We start from the raw sequence: 19,238 nt of genomic DNA on the forward strand, positions 1-19,238 counted from the left end.
GCGCCGATCCACCTTCTCCCACAAGGGGCGAAGGGGTCGGAGATGCCGCGCAAAACGAGAAAGCGTTGCTGAAATGACCGTAAAACTCTCTTCTTCCAGTCTGGCGAACCTCCCCGCCACCGTCGCCCAGCCCCGCTACGACCGGTCGGCGCTACGGGCCGGCATCGTGCATTTCGGCGTCGGCAATTTCCACCGCGCGCATCAGGCGGTTTATCTGGACGATCTGTTCAATTCCGGCACGGGCCATGACTGGGCGCTGGTCGGCGCGGGTGTCTTCGACGGCGAAAAGATCGGCCGTGGAAAGCTTGAGGAACAGGACTGGCTGACCACCGTGGTCGAGCAGGACGAGGGCCATATGAGCGCCCGCGTCACCGGCGCGATGATCGATTTTCTGACGCCCGGCGATGCCGCCGCCATCATCGAGCGGCTGGCCGATCCGGCGATCAAGATCGTGTCGCTGACCATCACCGAGGGCGGTTATTTCATCGATCCGGCCTCCGGCCAATTCAATCCGACGCATCCGGACATCGTGAGCGACGCCCGCAACCCGGCCGCGCCGAAAACGGTGTTCGGCATCATCCTTGCCGGGCTGACGCGCCGCCGCGCCGATGGCATCGTGCCGTTCACCGTCATGTCCTGCGACAACATCCCCCATAATGGCCGCGTCACCTTCGACGGCGTCGTCGGGCTGGCCCGCCTGATCGACGAGGATCTGGCGGACTGGGTCGGCGAGCATGTCGCCTTCCCCAACTCCATGGTCGACCGCATCACGCCCGCCACCACCGAGCGCGAGCGCAAAATTCTGGCGGACGAATTCGGCGTCGAGGACAATTGGCCGGTATTTTGCGAACCGTTCCGGCAGTGGGTGCTGGAAGACAAGTTCACCGATGGCCGCCCGCCGCTGGAAAAGGTCGGCGTCCAGTTCGTGCCCGATGTCGCGCCCTACGAGTTGATGAAAATCCGCATCCTCAATGGCGGCCATGCGGCGATTGCCTATCCGGCTGGCCTGATGGATATCCATTTCGTCCATGAGGCAATGCAGGAACCACTGGTGCGCGGCTTCCTCGACAAGCTCGAGCATGACGAGATCATCCCGACAGTGCCGCCCGTCCCCGACACCAGCCTCGAAGACTATTACCAGCTCATCGACAAGCGCTTTTCCAATCCGAAGATTGGCGACACGGTGCGCCGGCTTTGCCTCGACGGCTCCAACCGCCAGCCGAAATTCATCATCCCGACCATCGCCGACCGGTTGAAGGCAGGCAAGAGCATTGCCGGCCTGGCGCTGGAATCCGCGCTGTGGTGCCGCTACTGCTTCGGCACCACCGATTCAGGCGCGGTCATCGAGCCGAACGACCCAAGCTGGGATAGGCTGCAAGCGACCGCGAAAGCGGCCAAGGACGCGCCCGCCGCGTGGCTGGCCATGGAAGACATCTATGGCGATGTCGGCCGCTCGGAAGCTTTCACGGTAGCGTTTGCACATGCGCTCGACGAATTGTGGGCAAAGGGCGCGCGCGAGACCCTGACGCGCTATCTGGCCGGCACGCTCTGATCGGGAACTTCCTTTCGGAGCGCGCCGGTCGACCAAGCGGCTTGCGCCGATGCAACGGCCCTTATAGTCTCGCCAGTTGCTGCACTTCAGCCTGAAACGAGAGAAATGCGCCTTGATTAGCGGATTCGTCTGCGCAGTCGATGTCGGGACAGGGAGCGCCCGCGCAGGCATTCTGGATGCACAGGGAACGCTGCTTGGCCGGGCTGAACAGCCGATCCTCATGAACCGCCCCAAGACGGACCACGCCGAGCACGATTCGCAGGATATATGGGTGGCCGTCTGCGCTGCGGTGCGCATGGCTCGTGAAAAAGCCGGCATCGAGCCGGACGCGGTCGTCGGCATTGCCTTCGACGCGACCTGCTCGCTGGTCATGCGAGGCCGCGACGGGGGCCCGCTCAGCGTCTCGACTGGCGGCGATCCGCGCTGGGACACCATAGCCTGGCTCGATCATCGCGCCATCGCGGAAGCCGACGAGTGCACCCATAGCGGCCATGCGGTGCTTGATTCCATCGGCGGCGTCATGTCGCCGGAAATGCAGACGCCGAAACTGATGTGGCTGAAGCGCAAGCTGCCCGATAGCTGGGCAAAGGCCGGGTATTTCTTCGACCTCACCGATTTTCTTACCTGGATGGCGACCGGGTCGCTGGCGCGGTCGCAATGCACGCTAACCGCCAAATGGACATATCTGGCGCATGAGGAGCAAAGCTGGCGGCGCGATTTTTTCGCTTGCGTCGGCCTTTCCGACCTGTTCGAGCGCAGCGCCCTGCCGCAGAAGGCCAGCCCGGTCGGAGCCGATCTTGGGCCGCTTCTGCCGGAGGCCGCAGCGGCATTAGGCCTGACCGAAAAGTGTCGTGTCGGCGCGGGCGTCATCGACGCCTATGCCGGAGCGCTCGGCGTGTTGGCCGGCTTTGCCGGCGACGCCGAAAACATCGGGCGGCATCTGGCGCTGATTGCCGGAACCTCAAGCTGCGTCATGGCGATGTCACCGGAGCCGCAGCCCTTCGCCGGGGTATGGGGGCCGTATTACGGCGCGGCGCTGCCGGGCCTGTGGCTTTCGGAAGGCGGTCAGTCCGTCACCGGCGCGCTGCTCGACCACGTCATCCGCTGGCATGGCGCCGGCGGCGAACCGGATGCGGCTGCCCATGCAAGGATCGGCACGCGGATCATGGAACTGCGCGCCGAAGAAGGGCTCGACCTTGCCGGACGCCTGCATGTGCTGCCCGACTTCCATGGCAACCGCTCGCCGCTGGCCGACCCGCATGCCGTCGGCGTCGTCAGCGGCCTGACGCTGGACGCGTCCTTCGACAGCCTGTGTCGACTTTACTGGCGAACGGCGGTGTCTATTGCGCTCGGCGTGCGCCATGTGCTGGAAGCGCTGAACGAGAACGGCTATCTGATCGATACGCTCCATGTCACCGGTGGCCATACACGGAACCCGTTGCTGATGGAGCTTTATGCCGACGCCACCGGCTGCACCGTCGTCGAGCCTGTGGTGGACGATGCCGTGTTGATCGGCTCCGGCATGATCGCCGCCACGGCCGCCGGCCTTTATCCGGACCTCAACGCTGCCGGCCTGGCCATGCAGCAGGAAACGAAGACGCGCCGGCCCAATCCTTCCGCCGCCAGACGCTTCGACCGCGACTATCGCATATTCCTGGAAATGCACCGGCAAAGACAGGCGCTGGACGCGCTCGTTTAGAGCGTTTCATAGCCCCCGTCCTCTGGCTCAATCGCTGCCGGCCGGCCATGTCTTGCCAAAATGTCGCGGTTCAGTCAAAAGCAATCTCTTAGCGCTGCGGAACCGAAGGTTTTGCCGTTTGAACTGTGGCTTCCGGCTTTGCGCCGACGTGCCGTCTGAAAGTTGCGAAATGTCTATGACCAGAGCCGGCGCGCCAGCGGCGGCAAACCTGTGGCGTTCGGAAATCAGGGCGACGCTGGCGCTGTCCTGGCCGATGGTGCTGACCAATCTTGCCCAGACGGCCATGACCGTGACCGACGTGATGATCCTCGGCCGCGTCAGCGCCGGCACGCTCGCCGCCGGCGCGTTGGGCAGCAATCTCTATTTCGCGCCGATGATATTCGGCCTCGGCCTCATGCTGGCCACCGTGCCGATGATGGCGCGCGAGATCGGGCGCAACCGGCATTCGGTGCGCGACCTGCGCCGGACGGTGCGCCAGGGGCTATGGGCGGCGGTATTCATCGCCATTCCGATCTGGTTCCTGCTGTGGCATGGCGAGGCCATCCTGCTGGCCATGGGCCAGGAACCCCAGCTTGCGGCCGATGCGGGCGCCTATCTGCGCGCGTTGGAGTGGGGCCTCCTGCCCTTCTACTTCTACATCGTGCTGCGCTCCTTCATCACCACGCTGGAGCGTCCGGGATGGGCAACGCTCGTCGCCTTCGTCGCGGTGGGCGTCAATCTGGTTGGAAACTGGGCGCTTGTCTTCGGCCATTTCGGCTTTCCGCGCATGGGCATCGTCGGTTCGGGCATCGCGACCAGCATCGCCAGCCTGACCATGTTTTTGGGCATGGCTCTGGTCGTGACGCTGGATCGCCGTTTCCGGCGCTACCGCCTGTTCGGCCGCTTCTGGCGGGCGGACTGGCCGCGTTTCAGGCAGTTGATGCGGCTTGGCCTGCCCATTGCCGCGATGATGGCGTTCGAAACCACCCTGTTCAATGCGGCTGCGTTCCTGATGGGCATCATCGGGGCGGCGTCGCTGGCCGCCTATGCCATCGTGATCCAGCTTTGCTCGATCTCCTTCATGGTGCCGCTCGGCGTCAACCAGGCAGCAACGGTACGCGTCGGCTTGGCCTACGGCGCCGGCGATCCGGCCGGCGTCACCCGCGCCGGCTGGGTCGGCTACGGCGTCGGCGTCGGGTTCATGGCGCTGGCCGCGCTGGTCATGATTTCGGTGCCGCACCTGCTCATCAGCATGTTCATCGATGTCGACAACGTCGCCAACGCCGAAGTCGTCGCGATCTCGGCCACTTTTCTGGTTTTCGCGGCATTGTTCCAGATCGTCGACGGCGCGCAGGCGGTGGGTGCCGGCATGCTGCGCGGCCTGCATGACACCAGCGTGCCGATGATGATTGCCGCGTTCGGTTATTGGGGCGTCGGCATGCCGCTCGGCACCGTGCTGGCCTTCCATTTCGGCTTCGCCGGCGTCGGCATCTGGATCGGCCTGTCGGCTGGGCTGGCCGTGGTCGCCGTGCTTTTGCTGCTGCGCTGGCTGCGCCGCGGCCGGCTGCCGATGCTGACCTACCGGTCGACCGCCCTGCCGGACGGCCAAGCCTGAGATTGGGGGCCTGAGATTGGGGGCCTGAGATTGGGGCGGTCGCGGGACTTTTTGTCGGGCCAGAAGGCAAAGCGGGAAGCGTTTTGCGAATTTCGATGCTAAGAGCCTTGCCGTGGACCGTCACCGGACAATGAAGGCGACAATTCTATGGCAAAAACCGATATTGCGCGCCGCGTCTACAACCACACCTGGAAGCTCGATCCGATCGTGCGCAGCCTGCTCGACACGGATTTCTACAAGCTTTTGATGCTGCAGATGATCTGGGGCATGTACCCCACGGTCGATACCACCTTCTCGCTGATTAACCGCACCACCTCGGTTCGGCTCGCCGACGAGATCGACGAAGGGGAACTGCGCGAACAGCTCGACCATGCGCGCACACTGCGCTTTTCCAAGAAGGAAATGATCTGGCTGGGCGGTAACAATTTCTACGGCCGCAAGCAGATATTCGAGCCCGAATTCCTGGCGTGGCTCGAGAAATTCCGATTGCCGGAATATCATCTGGCAAAGCGCGACGGCCAGTACGAGCTGACCTTCTCCGGCCCTTGGATGTACACGACATTGTGGGAAATCCCGGCGCTCGCCATCATCAACGAACTGCGCTCCCGTGCCGCGATGCGGCTTTACGGGCCATTTGCGCTCGACGTTCTCTATGCCCGCGCCAAGGCCAAAATGTGGGCCAAGACCGACCTGCTGAAAGTGCTGCCCGACATCAATATTTCAGATTTCGGCACCCGCCGCCGCCATTCCTTCCTGTGGCAGCGCTGGTGCGTCGAGGCGCTGAAGGAAGGCATCGGCAAAGCTTTCACCGGCACGTCGAACGTGCTTCTGGCCATGGACAACGACCTGGAAGCGCTTGGCACTAATGCGCACGAACTGCCGATGGTGTTCGCGGCTCTTGCCAATTCCGAAGCGGAGCTGAAGCAGACGCCCTACAAGGTGTTGCAGGACTGGCAGCGCTATTATGGCGGCAACCTGCTGATCGTCCTGCCCGACGCTTTCGGTACCGCCGCCTTCCTGCGCGACGCGCCCGACTGGGTCGCCGACTGGACCGGCTTTCGCCCGGACAGCGCGCCACCCATCGAAGCCGGCGAAAGGATCATCGCCTGGTGGCGCGAAAAGGGCCGTGATCCGAAGCAGAAGCTGCTGGTCTTTTCCGATGGGCTCGAGGTCGAGACGATCGTCGAGACGTACCGGCATTTCGACGGCAGGGTGCGCATGGCCTTCGGCTGGGGAACCAATTTGACCAACGACTTCGAGGATTGCGCCCCGGTCCCGACGAACCGGCTCGACGCCATATCGCTGGTCTGCAAGGTCACCGAGGCCAATGGCCGCCCAGCGGTGAAGCTTTCCGACAATCCGGAAAAGGCTACCGGCGATCCGGCCGAGATCGAGCGCTATTTGCGCATTTTCGGCAAGAAGGATCGCGCAAGGCACCTCGTCAAGGTTTGAAATTCCATTCCGCTTCGGTGAGCGCGCAGCGCTTGCCAGTAACCTCGAACGGCGCGCGATAAGCTGCCTTGCCATCATCCGGCATTGGTGATTGTGTGCCGTTCGTTTCGCCCCGTGGGGGGTCGGTCAGCACCAGAAGAGGACGTTCGATGCCTGACAAGAAGGGTTTTTTCGATCTTGGCCAAGCCACGCCAAGCCGCCGCACGGCGCTGAAAGGCATCGCCGCAGCCGCCGGATTGATCGCGGCTCCGGGCTTCGTGCGCTATTCTCAGGCGCAGAATTCCGCCCCGATCAAGATCGGCTTCCAGTCGCACCGCACCGGTATCGGCGCCGCCTATGGCCACTGGTATGAAAGAACCACGGCTGCCGCGATCAAGGCCATCAACGCCGCCGGCGGCATCAACGGCCGACCGGTCGAGGTCATCATCGAGGACGACGGCACGGATGCGGGCCGGGGCTCGGAAGTGGTGGCGAAATTCGCCAAGCAGCACAAGACCGACATCGTCTGTGGCACGCTGTTTTCCAATGTCGTCGTCGGCTCGGCGCCGACCGCGGGCGAACTCAAGATACCCTACTACGTGGTCAGTGAAGGCTATCACGTCGCCTCCGGCAAGTTGAACCGCTGGTGCCTGCAGCCCGGCATTACCGACGTGCGCGCGCAGGTGACGTCGATGGCGCCGTGGATTTCCGCCAATGCGGGCAAGAAAGTCACCATGATCTACCCGGATTATGCCTTCGGCTACGATCACCGCGACTACCTGCCGCCCGCGCTTGAAAAGGCCGGCGCGCAGGTGATCGCCCAGATTGCCATTCCGCCGACGGAATCGTCCTTCACCAAATACTTTCCGCAGATCCCCAACGATACCGACGTGATCTATCACGTCATGGTCGGCCCGGCGGTGCTGACCTTCGTCAAGGAACTGGGCGAATTCTACGGCAACAGCGGCCCAAAGCTGTTCGGCTTTATCGATTCGCTGGAAGCCGTCGACATCAACAGCCCCGGTCTCGAATATCTCGAAGGCAGCCATTTCTGGGAGGGCTCGCCGCGGTTTGCACAGGCCAATGATACCGATGCGCAGAAAGCCTATCGCGCGGCCGTCGGCATCGACGACAATGGCGCTGCCGTTGAAAACCCGAAGGACGTTTCCACGGCCGGCCATATGTTCGGATGCTGGGAAACGCTCTACGTCATCAAGAAGGCGATGGAGGATTGCGCCTACAAGGGACCGGAGGACCGCGCCAGGCTGGTCGAGGCGACGGAAGCGCTGACCGACTTCGCCGAAGGCCCGGAACACCCGCAGGGGCCGAAAATCTTCAACGGCAAGATCCACCAGGTGTTCGGCGTCCAGTATATTTCCAAGCTGGAAAACGGCAGGCTGAACGTGATCCACAGAACGTCGATCGAGGACGGGATGTACGAGCCGGAAGCGGACTACACGACGCAACCGCTTTAGGCCGCTTGCTTGCCGGATTGGTACTAACGGCGTATATACATCGTCAGTACCAATCCGGAGATGAGCCATGGCCAAGGAAGCCGTCTTCACCCTGAAGCTGGAACCGGAACTGCGCGACGCTTTCATGAACGCCGCCGCAGCGGCCGACAGGCCGGCTTCGCAGATCGTGCGCGAATTCATGCGCGACTACGTCCAGCAGGACAAGGACTATGTCGAATTCCTGCGCCGCAAGGTCGAGAAAGCGAGACAGTCCATTGCCGAGGGCAAATGGTCCAGCAACGAGGAAGTCGAAGCCAGAGCCGCTGCCCGGCGTGCCGAGCTTCAGCGTCGCATCGACGGAACTGATTCGTGAAAGTCGGGTGGTCATCCGACGCGGAGGATGACCGCGCTGACATCAGAAACTATATCGCGACCGACAACCCACGCGCGGCGTTGCGCGTCGACCAGGCCCTTGGAGCAACCGCCGAGCGGTTGGGCACGTTTCTTTTGTCCGGACATGCCGGGATGCTGCCGGATACACGGGAAACACTGGCCCACGAGCATTATCGCCTGGTTTACGAGGTGCGTGACGATGCCGTCTGGATATTGGCCATAGTCCATACCTCCCGCCAATGGCCTCCGGCCGAGGCTGCCACCTGAATGGCCTTCGGACCCCATCTCCTGCTTGCCGTCCTTGAAGGGCTTGTCACCAGCTCCGTGCTGGCGCTGACGGCGCTTGGCCTGTCGCTGGTGTTCGGCGTCATGCGCATCGTCAACATCGCGCATGGCGAATTGTTCATGCTGGGCGCGGTGCTGGCCTGGGCGATCACCGATATGATCGGCGGCCCGCCGGCGCTTGGCTTTGTGGCCGCGCTGGTGATCGCGCCGCTGATCGTCGGCGCGGTCGCCCTTGTCGCCGAACAACTGGTGCTGCGCCGGCTGAACTACAACCCGGAAGCCACCATCGTTGCCACCATCGGCATGCTCTACATCATCCAGCAGATGGCGCTGACCTTCTACGGACCCGAGGCGCGCCCGGTGCCGCCGCCCTTCAATTTCCGCATCGCTCTGCCCTGGTTCGGCTATTCCGGCTACAAGCTGTCGATCATCGCCGCATCGGCGCTGATCCTGATTGCGACGTGGCTGGTGCTGACCCGCACGAAAATCGGCCTCGTCATGCGCGCTACGCAGTACGACCGCGAGATCGCGCAGGCCTTCGGCATTCCGGTCGACCGCGTCTATGCCGGCGTCTTCGCGCTTGGCGCGATGCTGGCGGCGATCGCGGCGGTGCTGATCGTGCCAATCAGCCAGGCGCATTATCTGATGGGGCAGGACCCGCTGCTGTTGTCCTTCATCGTCGTCATCATCGGCGGCCTCGGCTCACTGCGCGGCACGGTCGTCGCCGCCGTGCTGATCGGGCTGTCGGACGGCATCGTCTCGATGTTCTTCTCGCCAACCTTGGCCAAGATCATCGCCACCCTGCTGGTCGCCATGGTGTTGGTGTTCCGGCCGCAGGGCTTGTTCGGGACGACCGCACGATGAGGGAAGAGGGTTCCGCCAAGGTCCATGCGCTGCATCTCGGCGTCATTGCCGTGCTGTTTGCGCTGAACTTCATCCTGCCCGATTATCACCAGAGCCTGCTTGCCCGCATCATGGTGCTGGCGGTGTTCGCCATGGGCTACAATGTTCTGTTCGGCTATGTCGGGCTGCTCAGCCTGGGCCATGCGATGTTCTTCTCAGTCGGGCTTTATGGCGCGGGCCTTGCCGTCGCGCATCTCGGTTGGGGCGTGCCGGAAGCGTTCGCCGCCGGACTTTTCTGCGGCACGGCGCTGGCGATGGCCGTCGGCGTGCTGGCGCTGCGCACCACCGGCGTCGCCTTCATGATCGTGACCATGATGTTCGCGCAGGCGTTTTTCCTCGCCATCCTCTATTTCGCGCCATGGACCGGCGGCGATCAGGGCGTGGTGGTGCCGCAGGCGGCGCGCGTGCTTCATCTCGGCTCGGCAACGCTCAACCTTATCCACCCGACCGTGCGCTATATGGCGGCGCTTGGCCTGTTTGCCGTCTGCCTCCTTGGCACGTCAGCCCTGGTCCGCTCCCGCCATGGCCGCGTTCTGGTGGCCATCCGCGAGAACGAGGAGCGCACGAAAATGCTGGGCTACGACACCTTCTCCACCAAGCTTGCGGCGGTCGTTTTGTCCGGCACCATCTGCGCCGCCGCAGGTGCCGCCTATGCGCTGCTGTTCGGCTATGTCGGCTCCAATTTCGCCTCGGTGCAATATTCGATCCTGCCGCTTTTATGGGTGCTGCTCGGCGGCGCGGCCACCACGCTCGGACCGCTGGTCGGCACGCTGTTCATGTACTACGTTATCGACTTCACAAGCTTTTATACCTCGGCCTATCTGCTCGTCGTCGGCGTGGCGCTGATCCTTCTGGTGCTGTTTTTTCCGAAGGGCGTGTTGGGCACCATCCGCCAACGTTGGCTTGGGTGGTTGCCGTGACGCCGCTTCTGACTACGAAAAAACTATCCCGCGATTTCGGCGGCCTGCGCGCCGTCGATGCAGTCGATTTTTCACTGATGCCGGGTGAAATCCGCGCCATCATCGGCCCGAACGGGGCCGGCAAGACCACTTTCGTCAGCCTGGTCTGCGGCCGTATCGAGCCTTTGGGTGGAAAGATAACCTTCGATGGCGTCGATATCACCGACCTGCCAGCACATCGCAGGGTGCGGCTCGGCATCGCCTATACGTTCCAGATCACCAGCGTTTTTTCCAACCTGACCGTCTATGACAATGTCGCCCTGCCGGTGCAGCGGACGCTGGAGGATGGGCGCGGCAGGGGTGCTGTCCGGACAGCCGTGATGGAGGCGCTGGCGCGGGTCGGGCTTGCCGACCGTGTGGATACGCCCGCCGGCCAACTCGCTTACGGCCACCAGCGGCTGCTGGAAGTGGCGATGGGGCTGGCGCTGAAGCCGCGCCTGCTTATCCTCGACGAGCCGACGCAAGGGCTGGCCGATGCCGAGATCGATGTTTTCATCCCGCTGGTGCGCGAGATCGCCAAGGAGGCGACGGTGCTCATCATCGAGCACAATATGCGAGTGGTGATGGAACTGGCCCATCGCATCACCGTCATGAACGCTGGAAAGATACTGGCCGAGGGCACGCCGGAGCAGATCCGCGACGATGAAGCCGTACAGGAAGCCTATCTGGGGACCGCCCATGGCTGAGGCGCTGACCATTGCCGGGCTCGACTGTTTTTATGGTGAAGTGCAGGTGCTGCACGGCTTCGATCTCGCGCTGCACAAGGGCGAGGTGCTGTGCCTGCTCGGCCGCAATGGCGCCGGCAAGACAACCACGCTGAAGGCGATCATGGGGCTGGTGCCGGCAGCAAGCGGTTCGATAAAGCTCGACGGGAAGGAACTGACCAAGCTACCCGCGCATGAAGTGCCGAAGGCGGGTGTCGCCTATGTGCCGCAGGGCCGGCGACTGTTTGCGGAAATGACGGTGGCGGAAAATCTGGAAATCGGCCTGATGGCGCGCGGCAAAGGCAAGCAGACGCGCGAAGCCGTGCTCGACCTGTTTCCGCTATTGCGTGAACGCCTGAAGCAGCGCTCCGGCACGCTGTCCGGCGGCGAGCAGCAGATGCTGGCGATGGCGCGGGCGCTGTGCCTCGAGCCGCAGGTCCTGCTGCTCGACGAGCCGACCGAAGGGCTGATGCCATCGATGATCGCCAAAATCCGTGAAACGGTGACACGGCTGCGCGAGCTTGGCGTTTCCACCATCCTGGTCGAGCAGCGGGTCGACGCCGTGCTGTCGCTCGCCGACCGCGTTACCTTCATCGAGAACGGCCGCAACCGCGAGACGCTCGCTGTTGCGGAATTGCGCGCCGATCCTGCGGCGATCAAGCGCTATGTTGGCGTAAGTTGACCTTCCTCATCCGAAGAAAAGAAAACTCGACAGGATAAACACCGGGATCAGCACGACGCCCGACCACAGCATGTAGCCGAAGAAACTCGGCATCTTCACGCCCTGCCGCCGGGCGATGGCGTAGACCATGAAGTTTGGCGCATTGCCGATATAGGTGTTGGCGCCCATGAACACCGCGCCCGCCGAAATCGCGGCCAGCGTCGAGGCGAACTCCGTCATCAAGTGCTGCGGATCGCCGCCGGCAAGCTCAAAAAACACCAGATAGGTCGGCGCGTTGTCGAGGAAGGATGACAGCAAGCCGGTCAGCCAGAAATAAGCCATGTCGTTGGGCTGGCCGCCGGGCAGCGTAACAAGCGCCACCAGTGGCGACAGCGCGCCTTCATGGCCGGCCTTGAGGATGGCGACCACCGGCACGATACAGACGAAGATGGCGGCGAACAGTTTTGCCACCTCGGCGATCGGCCCCCACTCGAAGCCGTTGGCCTCGCGGTATTCCTTGCGCGATACGGCCAGCGAGACGAAAGCCAGCGCGAGAATGATCACGTCGCGAACGAGGTTCTGTAACTCGACCTCGACGCCCTGAACGGTGAAGACAATGCCCGGCTTCCACGAAGCCGACATCAGGATGGCGGCGATGACACCGGCCAGCAGAGGCAGATTGGCGAGGCCGCGCAGGCGCACCTTCTTGTCCGGCGTCGGGTCCTTGACCTTCGGCGCGCCCTGTTCCCGGCGATGCAGGATCATGTCGAGCACGAAAAATACCACCAGCACGATGCCGCCGACGAACAGCGTGTCGGGCAGGATGTGGATCGTCGTCCAGAAGAAATCGACGCCGCGCAGGAAGCCGATGAACAGCGGCGGATCGCCGAGCGGGGTCAGCGAACCGCCGATATTGGCGACGAGGAAAATGAAGAAGATGACGACATGGGCGTTGAAGCGCCGGTTGTCATTGGCGCGGATGATGGGTCGGATCAGGATCATGGCCGCCCCCGTCGTGCCGATGATCGAGGCCAGGATCGAGCCGACCAGCAACAGCCCGGTATTGACCAGGGGCGTGCCGTGGATGTTGCCGGCGATCAGGATGCCACCCGAAATCGTGAACAGCGCAAACAGCAGGATGATGAAGGACATGTACTCCAGCAGCATGGCGTGGAGCACAGCTTCGGTGGCGGCGGAAGCGCCGAAGGACACCGCCATGGGGATGATCACCAGCGCCGCCCAGAAGGCGGCGATCTTGCCGTAATGGTGCTCCCAGACATGATGGAACAGCAACGGGCCGGTGGCGATGCACAGCAGTAGCCCGGCAAAGGGCAAAGCCCACCACAGCGCCATGGATGCACCGGGCAGGCCGTGCCCCTCGGCGGCCATCGCCGCGCCCGAGCACAAGGCGGAGATGGCGAACGTCGCCGTTGCCGTCACCAGTCTTGAAAATCGCATAAAAATCCCTCGTCCGATATTTTGTGCCCGGTATTGCCCGGTAAACCGCCGTTTCAAACCAGCGTTACGCCCGCCTCGCGCATGCGCGCCACCATCGCATCCACCGATCCATTGAGATCGACGCCGCGGCAGGCATCCAGCCTGACCGTCACGCCAAACCCCTGCTTTACCGCGTCCAGAGCCGAGAAGGCGACGCAGAAATCGGTGGCCAGGCCCACAAGTGTGATGGCGGAAATACCGCGCTCGCGCAGATAGCCCGAAAGGCCGGTCGGGGTGACATGATCGTTCTCGAAAAAGGCCGAATAGCTGTCGATTTCAGGGCGAAAGCCCTTGCGGATCACCAGTTCGGCCTTGCTCCAGGCGAGGCCGGAATGGAAATCAGAACCCAGGCTGCCCTGGATGCAGTGGTCGGGCCACAGCGTCTGCTCGCCATAGGGCATGGTGATCGTCTGGTAAGGCTGGCTGCCGGGATGGCTGGACGCAAAACTCGAATGGCCGGCCGGGTGCCAGTCCTGCGTCAGCACGACATGCTCGGCATCGCGGATCATGGCGTTGACCAATGGCACGATCTCGTCGCCGCCGCTGACGCCAAGCGCGCCGCCAGGGCAAAAGTCGTTTTGCAGGTCTATGACAATCAGCGCTTCGCCGGCCATGAAGCCAAACCTCCGGTTTCGTGTGCGCCGCGAAGCGGCCGGCGCAGAAACTTGACCAGATAGGGCGTCAGGTCAACCTGCAACCGTCCATGACGCTGGAACGTATACCAGCGTCAGCCCGGTCTACGCTGTCGGTATGCGGATGTTTCCGGCTTGAGGCCGGTCGTGCCGTCGCCGCTAGAGGGCAGGCTCGACCGGTTTTCTGATGGAAGGTGCAGCTTCCAGGACCAGAGGGTCGAACCCCTTACCGCCGGCGTCGATCATCTCGAAGGACTGGCGGCGCATGCGCCGCTCCCAGAACTTGTTGACGTGATCCGCCACCCCGGCGACGCCCTCGGCGTGCGGCTTCGACTTGAAGAACGTCGCGATCTGGTTGACCTGATAGATGAGTTTGTCAGGCGACATTTCTGGCAGCTCCGGAAACGATGCGGTCGGGATGGGTGAAGATGTCGAACTCGTCGCCGCGCACCAGCGCAACCAGCGTCATGCCGGCCTCTTCAGCGGTACGGATGGCAAGCGCGGTCGGGGCAGAGACGGCAATGATAAAGGGCGAACCGATCGCCGCCGTCTTCTGCACCATCTCGACGGAGACGCGAGACGTGATGACTACCGCGCCGGAACCGCCATCGATGCCGGCTTTGGCCATCGCGCCCGCCAGCTTGTCGAGCGCGTTGTGGCGGCCGACATCCTCGCGGACCATCACGATTTCGCCCGACAGGCCGTTGCCGAGCAGGAAATAACCGGCGGCGTGCACCGCACCCGTCTCGGCGTGCAAAGGCTGGACTTTCGACAGCAGCTTCACCGAGCGGACGATGTCGGCGGCGTCAAGCGTAAGTTTGGACGCACCGACGGTATCGACAGAGCGCATCGCTTCCTCGATGGATTCGATGCCACATAGCCCGCACCCAACAGGCCCGGCCAGCCGGCGTCGCCGCGCCTCAAAGCGCGTGTTGGCGCTGTCCTTCAGCCTTATCTGGATATCGATGCCGCCGCCGTGATCCTCGACATCGATCGCCTCGACCTCCTCCGGCGAGGAGATGACGCCCTCGGTCAGGGAAAAGCCAAGGGCGAAATCCTCGAAATCGGCGGGGCTGGCCATCATCACCGCATGGGTGGTGCCGGCATAGGAAAACGCAATCGGCGTCTCCTCCGGCACCATGCGATTGGCCCGTGCGGTCCCGCTGGCGCGATGCGCCAGGCGGGATATTTGCACCAGAGCAGGGCGAGGCGAGGCCACCTGCCTACTCCGCCGCTTCCACCGATTCGATGAGCCGGGTCTGGCGGGACAGTTCGTCATACTCGACCTGCCACTCGCTCGGGCCGTTGGAGGGCGCTACCTGCACTGCTGTCACCTTGTATTCCGGACACCCGGTCGCCCAGTCGGTAAAGTCGGTGGTGATGACGTTCGCCTCCGTTTCCGGGTGATGGAAGGTGGTGTAGACCACACCAGGTGCTACCCGGTCGGTGACGAGCGCGCGCAGCGTCGTGTCGCTGGAACGGCTGGACAGCCGCACCAGATCGCCGTCGCGAATGCCGCGATCCTCGGCATCGTGCGGGTGGATTTCCAGCCGATCCTCGTCGTGCCAGGCGACGTTGTCGGTGCGCCTTGTCTGAGCGCCGACATTGTACTGGCTGAGAATGCGGCCGGTGGTGAGCAGCAGCGGGAAGCGCGGCCCGACCTTCTCGTCGGTCGCGACATATTCGGTCCGCACGAAATTGCCCTTGCCGCGAATGATGCCGTCCATGTGCATCACCGGCGTGCCCAGCGGCGCCTTCTCGTTGCACGGCCACTGGACCGAGCCTTCGCGTTCGAGCAGTCCGAAGGATACGCCGGCGAAAGTCGGCGTCGTTGCCGCGATTTCGTCCATGACCTGCGACGGATGCGTGTAGTTCCAGTCGAGGCCCAGCGCGCGGGCCAGTTCCTGGGTCGCTTCCCAGTCGGCATAGCGCGCCTTCGGCTCGATTACCTTGCGGACAAGGTTGATGCGCCGCTCGGCGTTGATGAAGGTGCCGTCCTTTTCCAGGAATGTGGACCCGGGCAGGAACACATGCGCATAGCGCGCCGTCTCGTTGAGGAACAAATCGTGGACGACCACGCATTCCATCGCGGCCAGGCCGGCGGCGACATGCTTGGTGTCGGGATCGGACTGGAGAATGTCCTCGCCCTGCACGTAAAGGCCCTTGAACGTGCCCTCAACGGCGGCGTCGAGCATGTTGGGAATGCGCAGGCCCGGCTCGTTGTCGAGTTTCACGCCCCACAGATCCTCGTAGATCTTGCGCACCGTATCGATGGCGACATGCCGATAGCCCGGAAACTCGTGCGGGAAGGATCCCATGTCGCACGAACCCTGCACATTGTGCTGGCCGCGCAGCGGGTTAACGCCGACGCCGTTGCGCCCGATGTTGCCGGTCGCCATGGCGAGGTTGGCGATAGCCATGACGGCGGTCGAGCCCTGGCTATGCTCGGTGACGCCGAGACCGTAATAGATGGCACCGTTGCCGCCGGTGGCGTAGAGGCGCGCGGCCTGTCGGATCGTATCGGCATCGATGCGGCAGACCTTGGCCGTCTCTTCAGGGCTGTAGCGCGCGTCGGAGACGAATTCCGCCCAGTCCTCGAACGCACTCCAGTCGCAGCGCGTAAGGATATAGGTTTCGTCAAAGAGTTTTTCGGTGACGACGACATGGGCAAGACCGGTCAGGATGGCGACGTTGGTGCCCGGCTTGATCGGCAGGTGATAGGCTGCCTCGACATGCGGCGTCTTGACGAGATCGATGCGGCGCGGGTCGATGACGATGATCTTGGCGCCTTCGCGCAACCGCTTCTTCATACGCGAGGCAAAGACCGGGGCGCGGCCACGAGGCCGACCGTATGGCTGGCATCGGGGTCGACGATGGGAATGGCGCGAATAGGCTCGGCAAAGCCGAAGGTTTCCGCGAGGTTAAGCGACATGATCGACGACCACCTGCCGGTCGCTATGTGGGAAAACAGCACCAGCATCGAATTCGATTCCAGCGTCGGCCGCGACTGTTCGCCCGTCTCGGCCAGATGCTGGTCGATGATGCGCCGGTTCTGCATGTCCGGCGTCAGCAGGCATAGCGGCAGCTCGCTCACCTGCGCCCACGTCACGTCACGGCTGTCGGAATAGGGGTTTCCAATCGCCGTGATCAGTTGATAGCGTTCTTCGTAGAGCGGCACGCTGGTCACGCGGCCAAGCGGTTCATTGTCAGATAGGTAATGCCCGCGTCGACCTCGAAATTACCCAGCAAAGAGAGGATTTCGATCGATGTGTGCGACAGGATCGAAAACGTCACGCCGGGATGCTTTTCGCGAAACGGCGTCGTCAGCCGGGGCAGCATGGCCAAGACGGTCGGGATGGCCGCGATGCGGATGCGCCCCGAAAGGCCGTGCTTCGCCGCCTGCATCTCCTCGCGCATCGAGCGCGCATCGCCGACGATGCGGCGCGCCCAGGTCAGCACCTGCGTGCCCTCCTGCGTCAGCCCCTGGAACCGCGAGCCCCGCTTGACCAGCATGACGCCGAGCTGGCTTTCCAGTTGCTTGATGCCGGCCGACAGGGTCGGCTGTGTCACGCTGCACATCTCGGCGGCGCGCCCGAAATGCTTTTCGCGGGCCAGCGCGATGAAGTATTTCAGCTTTTCGATCATTCCAGCCGTCCTGTTTCAGCCCAAGCTGGGGAATTCGCCTGCGACCGCAAGCAGACCCGCGCCGGCCCGCCCACATCTTTTTCAAGATTGCCTGTTTCCCCGGCTGTGGCTCGGGGCTATGGGAACGCATCGTCAGCGCTGCGAGGTTGGACATGCTGAACTGGTTCCGGAAATTGCTGCCACGCGAGGATCGCTTCTTCGACCTGTTCGAGCGGCATTCCCGGACGGTGGTTGGCGGCGCAGAGGCGTTGCAGCAGATGCTGGCCGGCGGCCCGGATGTCGAGCGATGGTGCCGGCAGATCGTCGATCTCGAAAACGAGGCCGACGCCATTACCGCCGAAGTGATGCTTGCGGTGCGCCGCTCTTTCATCACGCCGTTCGACCGCAGCGATATCCAGGACCTGATCCAGTCGATGGACGACGCCATCGACATGATGAACAAGACCGTAAAAACGGTGCGGCTGTTCGAAAAGACGGAATTCGATCCGCTGATGCAGGAAATGGGCAGCGTCATCGTCGAGGCTTCCCACCTGGTGGCGGAGGCGATCCCGCTGCTTGCCAAGCTCGGCGCGAACGTTCCGCGTCTTACCGCCATCGCCGAGGAGATCACCCGCCTCGAGGACCGCTCCGACGATCTGCACGAACAGGGGCTGAAGGATCTTTTCCATCGCCACACCGGCGACGATGCGATGGGGTTCATCGTCGGCAAGGAAATCTACGGCCAGTTGGAAAAGGTGGTCGACCGCTTCGAGGACGTCGCTGACGAAATCAGCGGCATCGTCGTCGAGAACGTCTGATCTTCATGGAAACCCTCGCCTTTCCGCTGCTCTTCGGCCTGATCGCCATCGCCCTGGTCTTCGATTTTCTGAACGGCCTGCACGATGCGGCCAATTCTATTGCCACCATCGTCTCGACCCGGGTTCTGCGGCCGCAATATGCGGTGTTCTGGGCGGCGTTCTTCAATTTCATCGCCTTCCTGTTCTTCGGCCTTCACGTCGCCGAGACGCTCGGCACCGGCATCATCGATGCCAACACCGTCACGCCGGCGGTCATCTTCGCCGCCCTTGTCGGGGCCATCGTCTGGAACGTCCTGACCTGGATCGTCGGCATTCCCTCCAGCAGTTCGCATGCGCTGATCGGCGGACTGGTCGGAGCCGGCGTCGCCAAGGCGGGAACGGGAGCCATCGTCGTGGGCGGCCTGTTCAAGACGGTTTCGGCAATCGTCTTGTCGCCATTGACCGGCTTCCTGCTGGCGCTCGTGCTGGTGCTGGCGGTCGCCTGGATATTCGTGCGCCAGTCGCCCTTTGCCGTCGACCGCACCTTTCGCGTCCTGCAATTCATTTCGGCCTCGGCCTATTCGCTCGGCCATGGCGGCAACGACGCGCAAAAGACCATGGGCATCATCGCCGTGCTGCTCTATTCGCAAGGCATGCTGGGCGACACTTTCTACGTACCGCTCTGGGTGGTGCTGACCTGCCAGTCGGCGCTTGCGCTGGGTACGCTGTTCGGCGGCTGGCGCATCGTCCACACCATGGGGTCGAAGATTACGCGGCTGAACCCGATGCAGGGCTTTTGCGCCGAAACAGGCGGCGCGATAACGCTGTTTGCCGCCACCTGGCTTGGCGTCCCCGTTTCGACGACGCACACCATTACCGGCGCGATTATCGGCGTCGGTGCTGCGCGCCGCGTTTCGGCCGTGCGCTGGGGCGTCGCCAAAAGCATCGTCGTTGCCTGGGTCGTCACGCTGCCGGCCACGGCGGCGATTTCAGCTGCTACCTATCTCGTAATCAGCCTGGCAGGGTGAGAGCGGCAATGTGGCGCTTGGTATG

At 63.2% G+C, this 19,238-nt stretch carries 18 protein-coding genes and 2 pseudogenes; 13 read left to right on the forward strand and 7 right to left on the reverse strand.

Features of this window, described 5'->3' with window-relative positions:
- Positions 1 to 73 precede the first annotated feature (73 nt).
- The 4 genes from ACX3P0_RS15155 (at position 74) to pncB (ending at position 6,297) form a co-directional block, all read left to right on the forward strand.
- Positions 74 to 1,552, forward strand: a complete 1,479-nt coding sequence (locus ACX3P0_RS15155) for a mannitol dehydrogenase family protein (protein ID WP_459089706.1) — start codon at positions 74 to 76, stop codon at positions 1,550 to 1,552.
- Between the two features lie 112 nt (positions 1,553 to 1,664).
- Positions 1,665 to 3,251 carry an FGGY-family carbohydrate kinase gene (locus ACX3P0_RS15160; RefSeq protein WP_459089708.1) on the forward strand — a complete coding sequence of 529 codons (1,587 nt, stop codon included), beginning with the start codon at positions 1,665 to 1,667 and terminating at the stop codon, positions 3,249 to 3,251.
- Positions 3,252 to 3,420: 169 nt separating this feature from the next.
- Complete coding sequence (locus tag ACX3P0_RS15165) at positions 3,421 to 4,845, forward strand: MATE family efflux transporter (RefSeq protein ID WP_459077876.1); 1,425 nt, start codon at positions 3,421 to 3,423, stop codon at positions 4,843 to 4,845.
- A gap of 147 nt (positions 4,846 to 4,992) precedes the next feature.
- On the forward strand, positions 4,993 to 6,297 hold the full coding sequence (gene pncB, locus ACX3P0_RS15170; protein WP_459089710.1) for a nicotinate phosphoribosyltransferase: 1,305 nt from the start codon (positions 4,993 to 4,995) through the stop codon (positions 6,295 to 6,297).
- Here the strand turns inward: pncB and ACX3P0_RS15175 are convergent.
- Complete coding sequence (locus ACX3P0_RS15175; protein ID WP_459089712.1) at positions 6,287 to 6,457, reverse strand: hypothetical protein; 171 nt, start codon at positions 6,455 to 6,457, stop codon at positions 6,287 to 6,289. The two genes, pncB and ACX3P0_RS15175, sit on opposite strands and share 11 nt — an antisense overlap.
- Between ACX3P0_RS15175 and ACX3P0_RS15180 the strand changes: the two genes are divergently transcribed.
- The 7 genes from ACX3P0_RS15180 to ACX3P0_RS15210 all read left to right on the forward strand — a co-directional run bounded on the left by ACX3P0_RS15180 (position 6,447) and on the right by ACX3P0_RS15210 (position 11,656).
- The gene (locus ACX3P0_RS15180; protein WP_459089714.1) at positions 6,447 to 7,751 is read left to right on the forward strand and encodes an ABC transporter substrate-binding protein; all 1,305 of its coding nucleotides are present in this window, start codon (positions 6,447 to 6,449) and stop codon (positions 7,749 to 7,751) included. The genes ACX3P0_RS15175 and ACX3P0_RS15180 overlap by 11 nt on opposite strands.
- Positions 7,752 to 7,818: 67 nt before the next feature.
- The gene (locus ACX3P0_RS15185) at positions 7,819 to 8,103 is read left to right on the forward strand and encodes a hypothetical protein (RefSeq protein ID WP_459089716.1); all 285 of its coding nucleotides are present in this window, start codon (positions 7,819 to 7,821) and stop codon (positions 8,101 to 8,103) included.
- Positions 8,100 to 8,390 carry a type II toxin-antitoxin system RelE/ParE family toxin gene (locus ACX3P0_RS15190; RefSeq protein ID WP_459089718.1) on the forward strand — a complete coding sequence of 97 codons (291 nt, stop codon included), beginning with the start codon at positions 8,100 to 8,102 and terminating at the stop codon, positions 8,388 to 8,390. The genes ACX3P0_RS15185 and ACX3P0_RS15190 overlap by 4 nt, the downstream gene beginning before the upstream one ends.
- A complete protein-coding gene (locus tag ACX3P0_RS15195) occupies positions 8,391 to 9,272 on the forward strand; it encodes a branched-chain amino acid ABC transporter permease (RefSeq protein ID WP_459089720.1) in 882 nt (293 codons plus the stop codon).
- Entirely contained in the window at positions 9,269 to 10,231 is a 963-nt protein-coding gene (locus ACX3P0_RS15200) for a branched-chain amino acid ABC transporter permease (RefSeq protein WP_459089722.1), read from the forward strand. Before ACX3P0_RS15195 ends, ACX3P0_RS15200 begins: the two co-directional genes overlap by 4 nt.
- Positions 10,228 to 10,956 carry an ABC transporter ATP-binding protein gene (locus ACX3P0_RS15205; protein ID WP_459089724.1) on the forward strand — a complete coding sequence of 243 codons (729 nt, stop codon included), beginning with the start codon at positions 10,228 to 10,230 and terminating at the stop codon, positions 10,954 to 10,956. Before ACX3P0_RS15200 ends, ACX3P0_RS15205 begins: the two co-directional genes overlap by 4 nt.
- Positions 10,949 to 11,656, forward strand: a complete 708-nt coding sequence (locus tag ACX3P0_RS15210; RefSeq protein ID WP_459089726.1) for an ABC transporter ATP-binding protein — start codon at positions 10,949 to 10,951, stop codon at positions 11,654 to 11,656. Before ACX3P0_RS15205 ends, ACX3P0_RS15210 begins: the two co-directional genes overlap by 8 nt.
- A gap of 6 nt (positions 11,657 to 11,662) precedes the next feature.
- Here the strand turns inward: ACX3P0_RS15210 and ACX3P0_RS15215 are convergent, their stop codons facing one another.
- The 6 genes and pseudogenes from ACX3P0_RS15215 to ACX3P0_RS15240 form a co-directional block, all read right to left on the reverse strand.
- Complete coding sequence (locus ACX3P0_RS15215; protein WP_459077866.1) at positions 11,663 to 13,093, reverse strand: sodium:proton antiporter; 1,431 nt, start codon at positions 13,091 to 13,093, stop codon at positions 11,663 to 11,665.
- Positions 13,094 to 13,146: 53 nt separating this feature from the next.
- Positions 13,147 to 13,746 carry a bifunctional nicotinamidase/pyrazinamidase gene (pncA, locus tag ACX3P0_RS15220; RefSeq protein WP_459089728.1) on the reverse strand — a complete coding sequence of 200 codons (600 nt, stop codon included), beginning with the start codon at positions 13,744 to 13,746 and terminating at the stop codon, positions 13,147 to 13,149.
- 177 nt (positions 13,747 to 13,923) lie between these two features.
- Positions 13,924 to 14,151 carry a formate dehydrogenase subunit delta gene (locus ACX3P0_RS15225; protein WP_459077864.1) on the reverse strand — a complete coding sequence of 76 codons (228 nt, stop codon included), beginning with the start codon at positions 14,149 to 14,151 and terminating at the stop codon, positions 13,924 to 13,926.
- Complete coding sequence (gene fdhD / locus ACX3P0_RS15230) at positions 14,141 to 14,905, reverse strand: formate dehydrogenase accessory sulfurtransferase FdhD (RefSeq protein ID WP_459089981.1); 765 nt, start codon at positions 14,903 to 14,905, stop codon at positions 14,141 to 14,143. Before fdhD ends, ACX3P0_RS15225 begins: the two co-directional genes overlap by 11 nt.
- Positions 14,906 to 14,987: 82 nt before the next feature.
- Positions 14,988 to 16,607, reverse strand: a pseudogene (gene fdhF, locus ACX3P0_RS15235) (formate dehydrogenase subunit alpha); the annotation flags it as partial.
- Positions 16,589 to 17,409 (reverse strand): annotated as a pseudogene (locus ACX3P0_RS15240) (LysR family transcriptional regulator); the annotation flags it as partial. The pseudogenes ACX3P0_RS15240 and fdhF, both read right to left, overlap by 19 nt.
- A gap of 152 nt (positions 17,410 to 17,561) precedes the next feature.
- On the opposite strand from ACX3P0_RS15240, the gene ACX3P0_RS15245 reads away from it, so the two are divergent.
- Positions 17,562 to 18,206: a DUF47 domain-containing protein gene (locus tag ACX3P0_RS15245; protein WP_459089730.1), complete on the forward strand. Its 645-nt coding sequence runs from the start codon at positions 17,562 to 17,564 to the stop codon at positions 18,204 to 18,206.
- A 5-nt stretch (positions 18,207 to 18,211) separates the two neighbouring features.
- Positions 18,212 to 19,213, forward strand: a complete 1,002-nt coding sequence (locus tag ACX3P0_RS15250) for an inorganic phosphate transporter (RefSeq protein WP_459089732.1) — start codon at positions 18,212 to 18,214, stop codon at positions 19,211 to 19,213.
- The last annotated feature ends 25 nt before the right edge of the window (positions 19,214 to 19,238 follow it).

This window comes from Mesorhizobium sp. A556, from assembly GCF_054489545.1.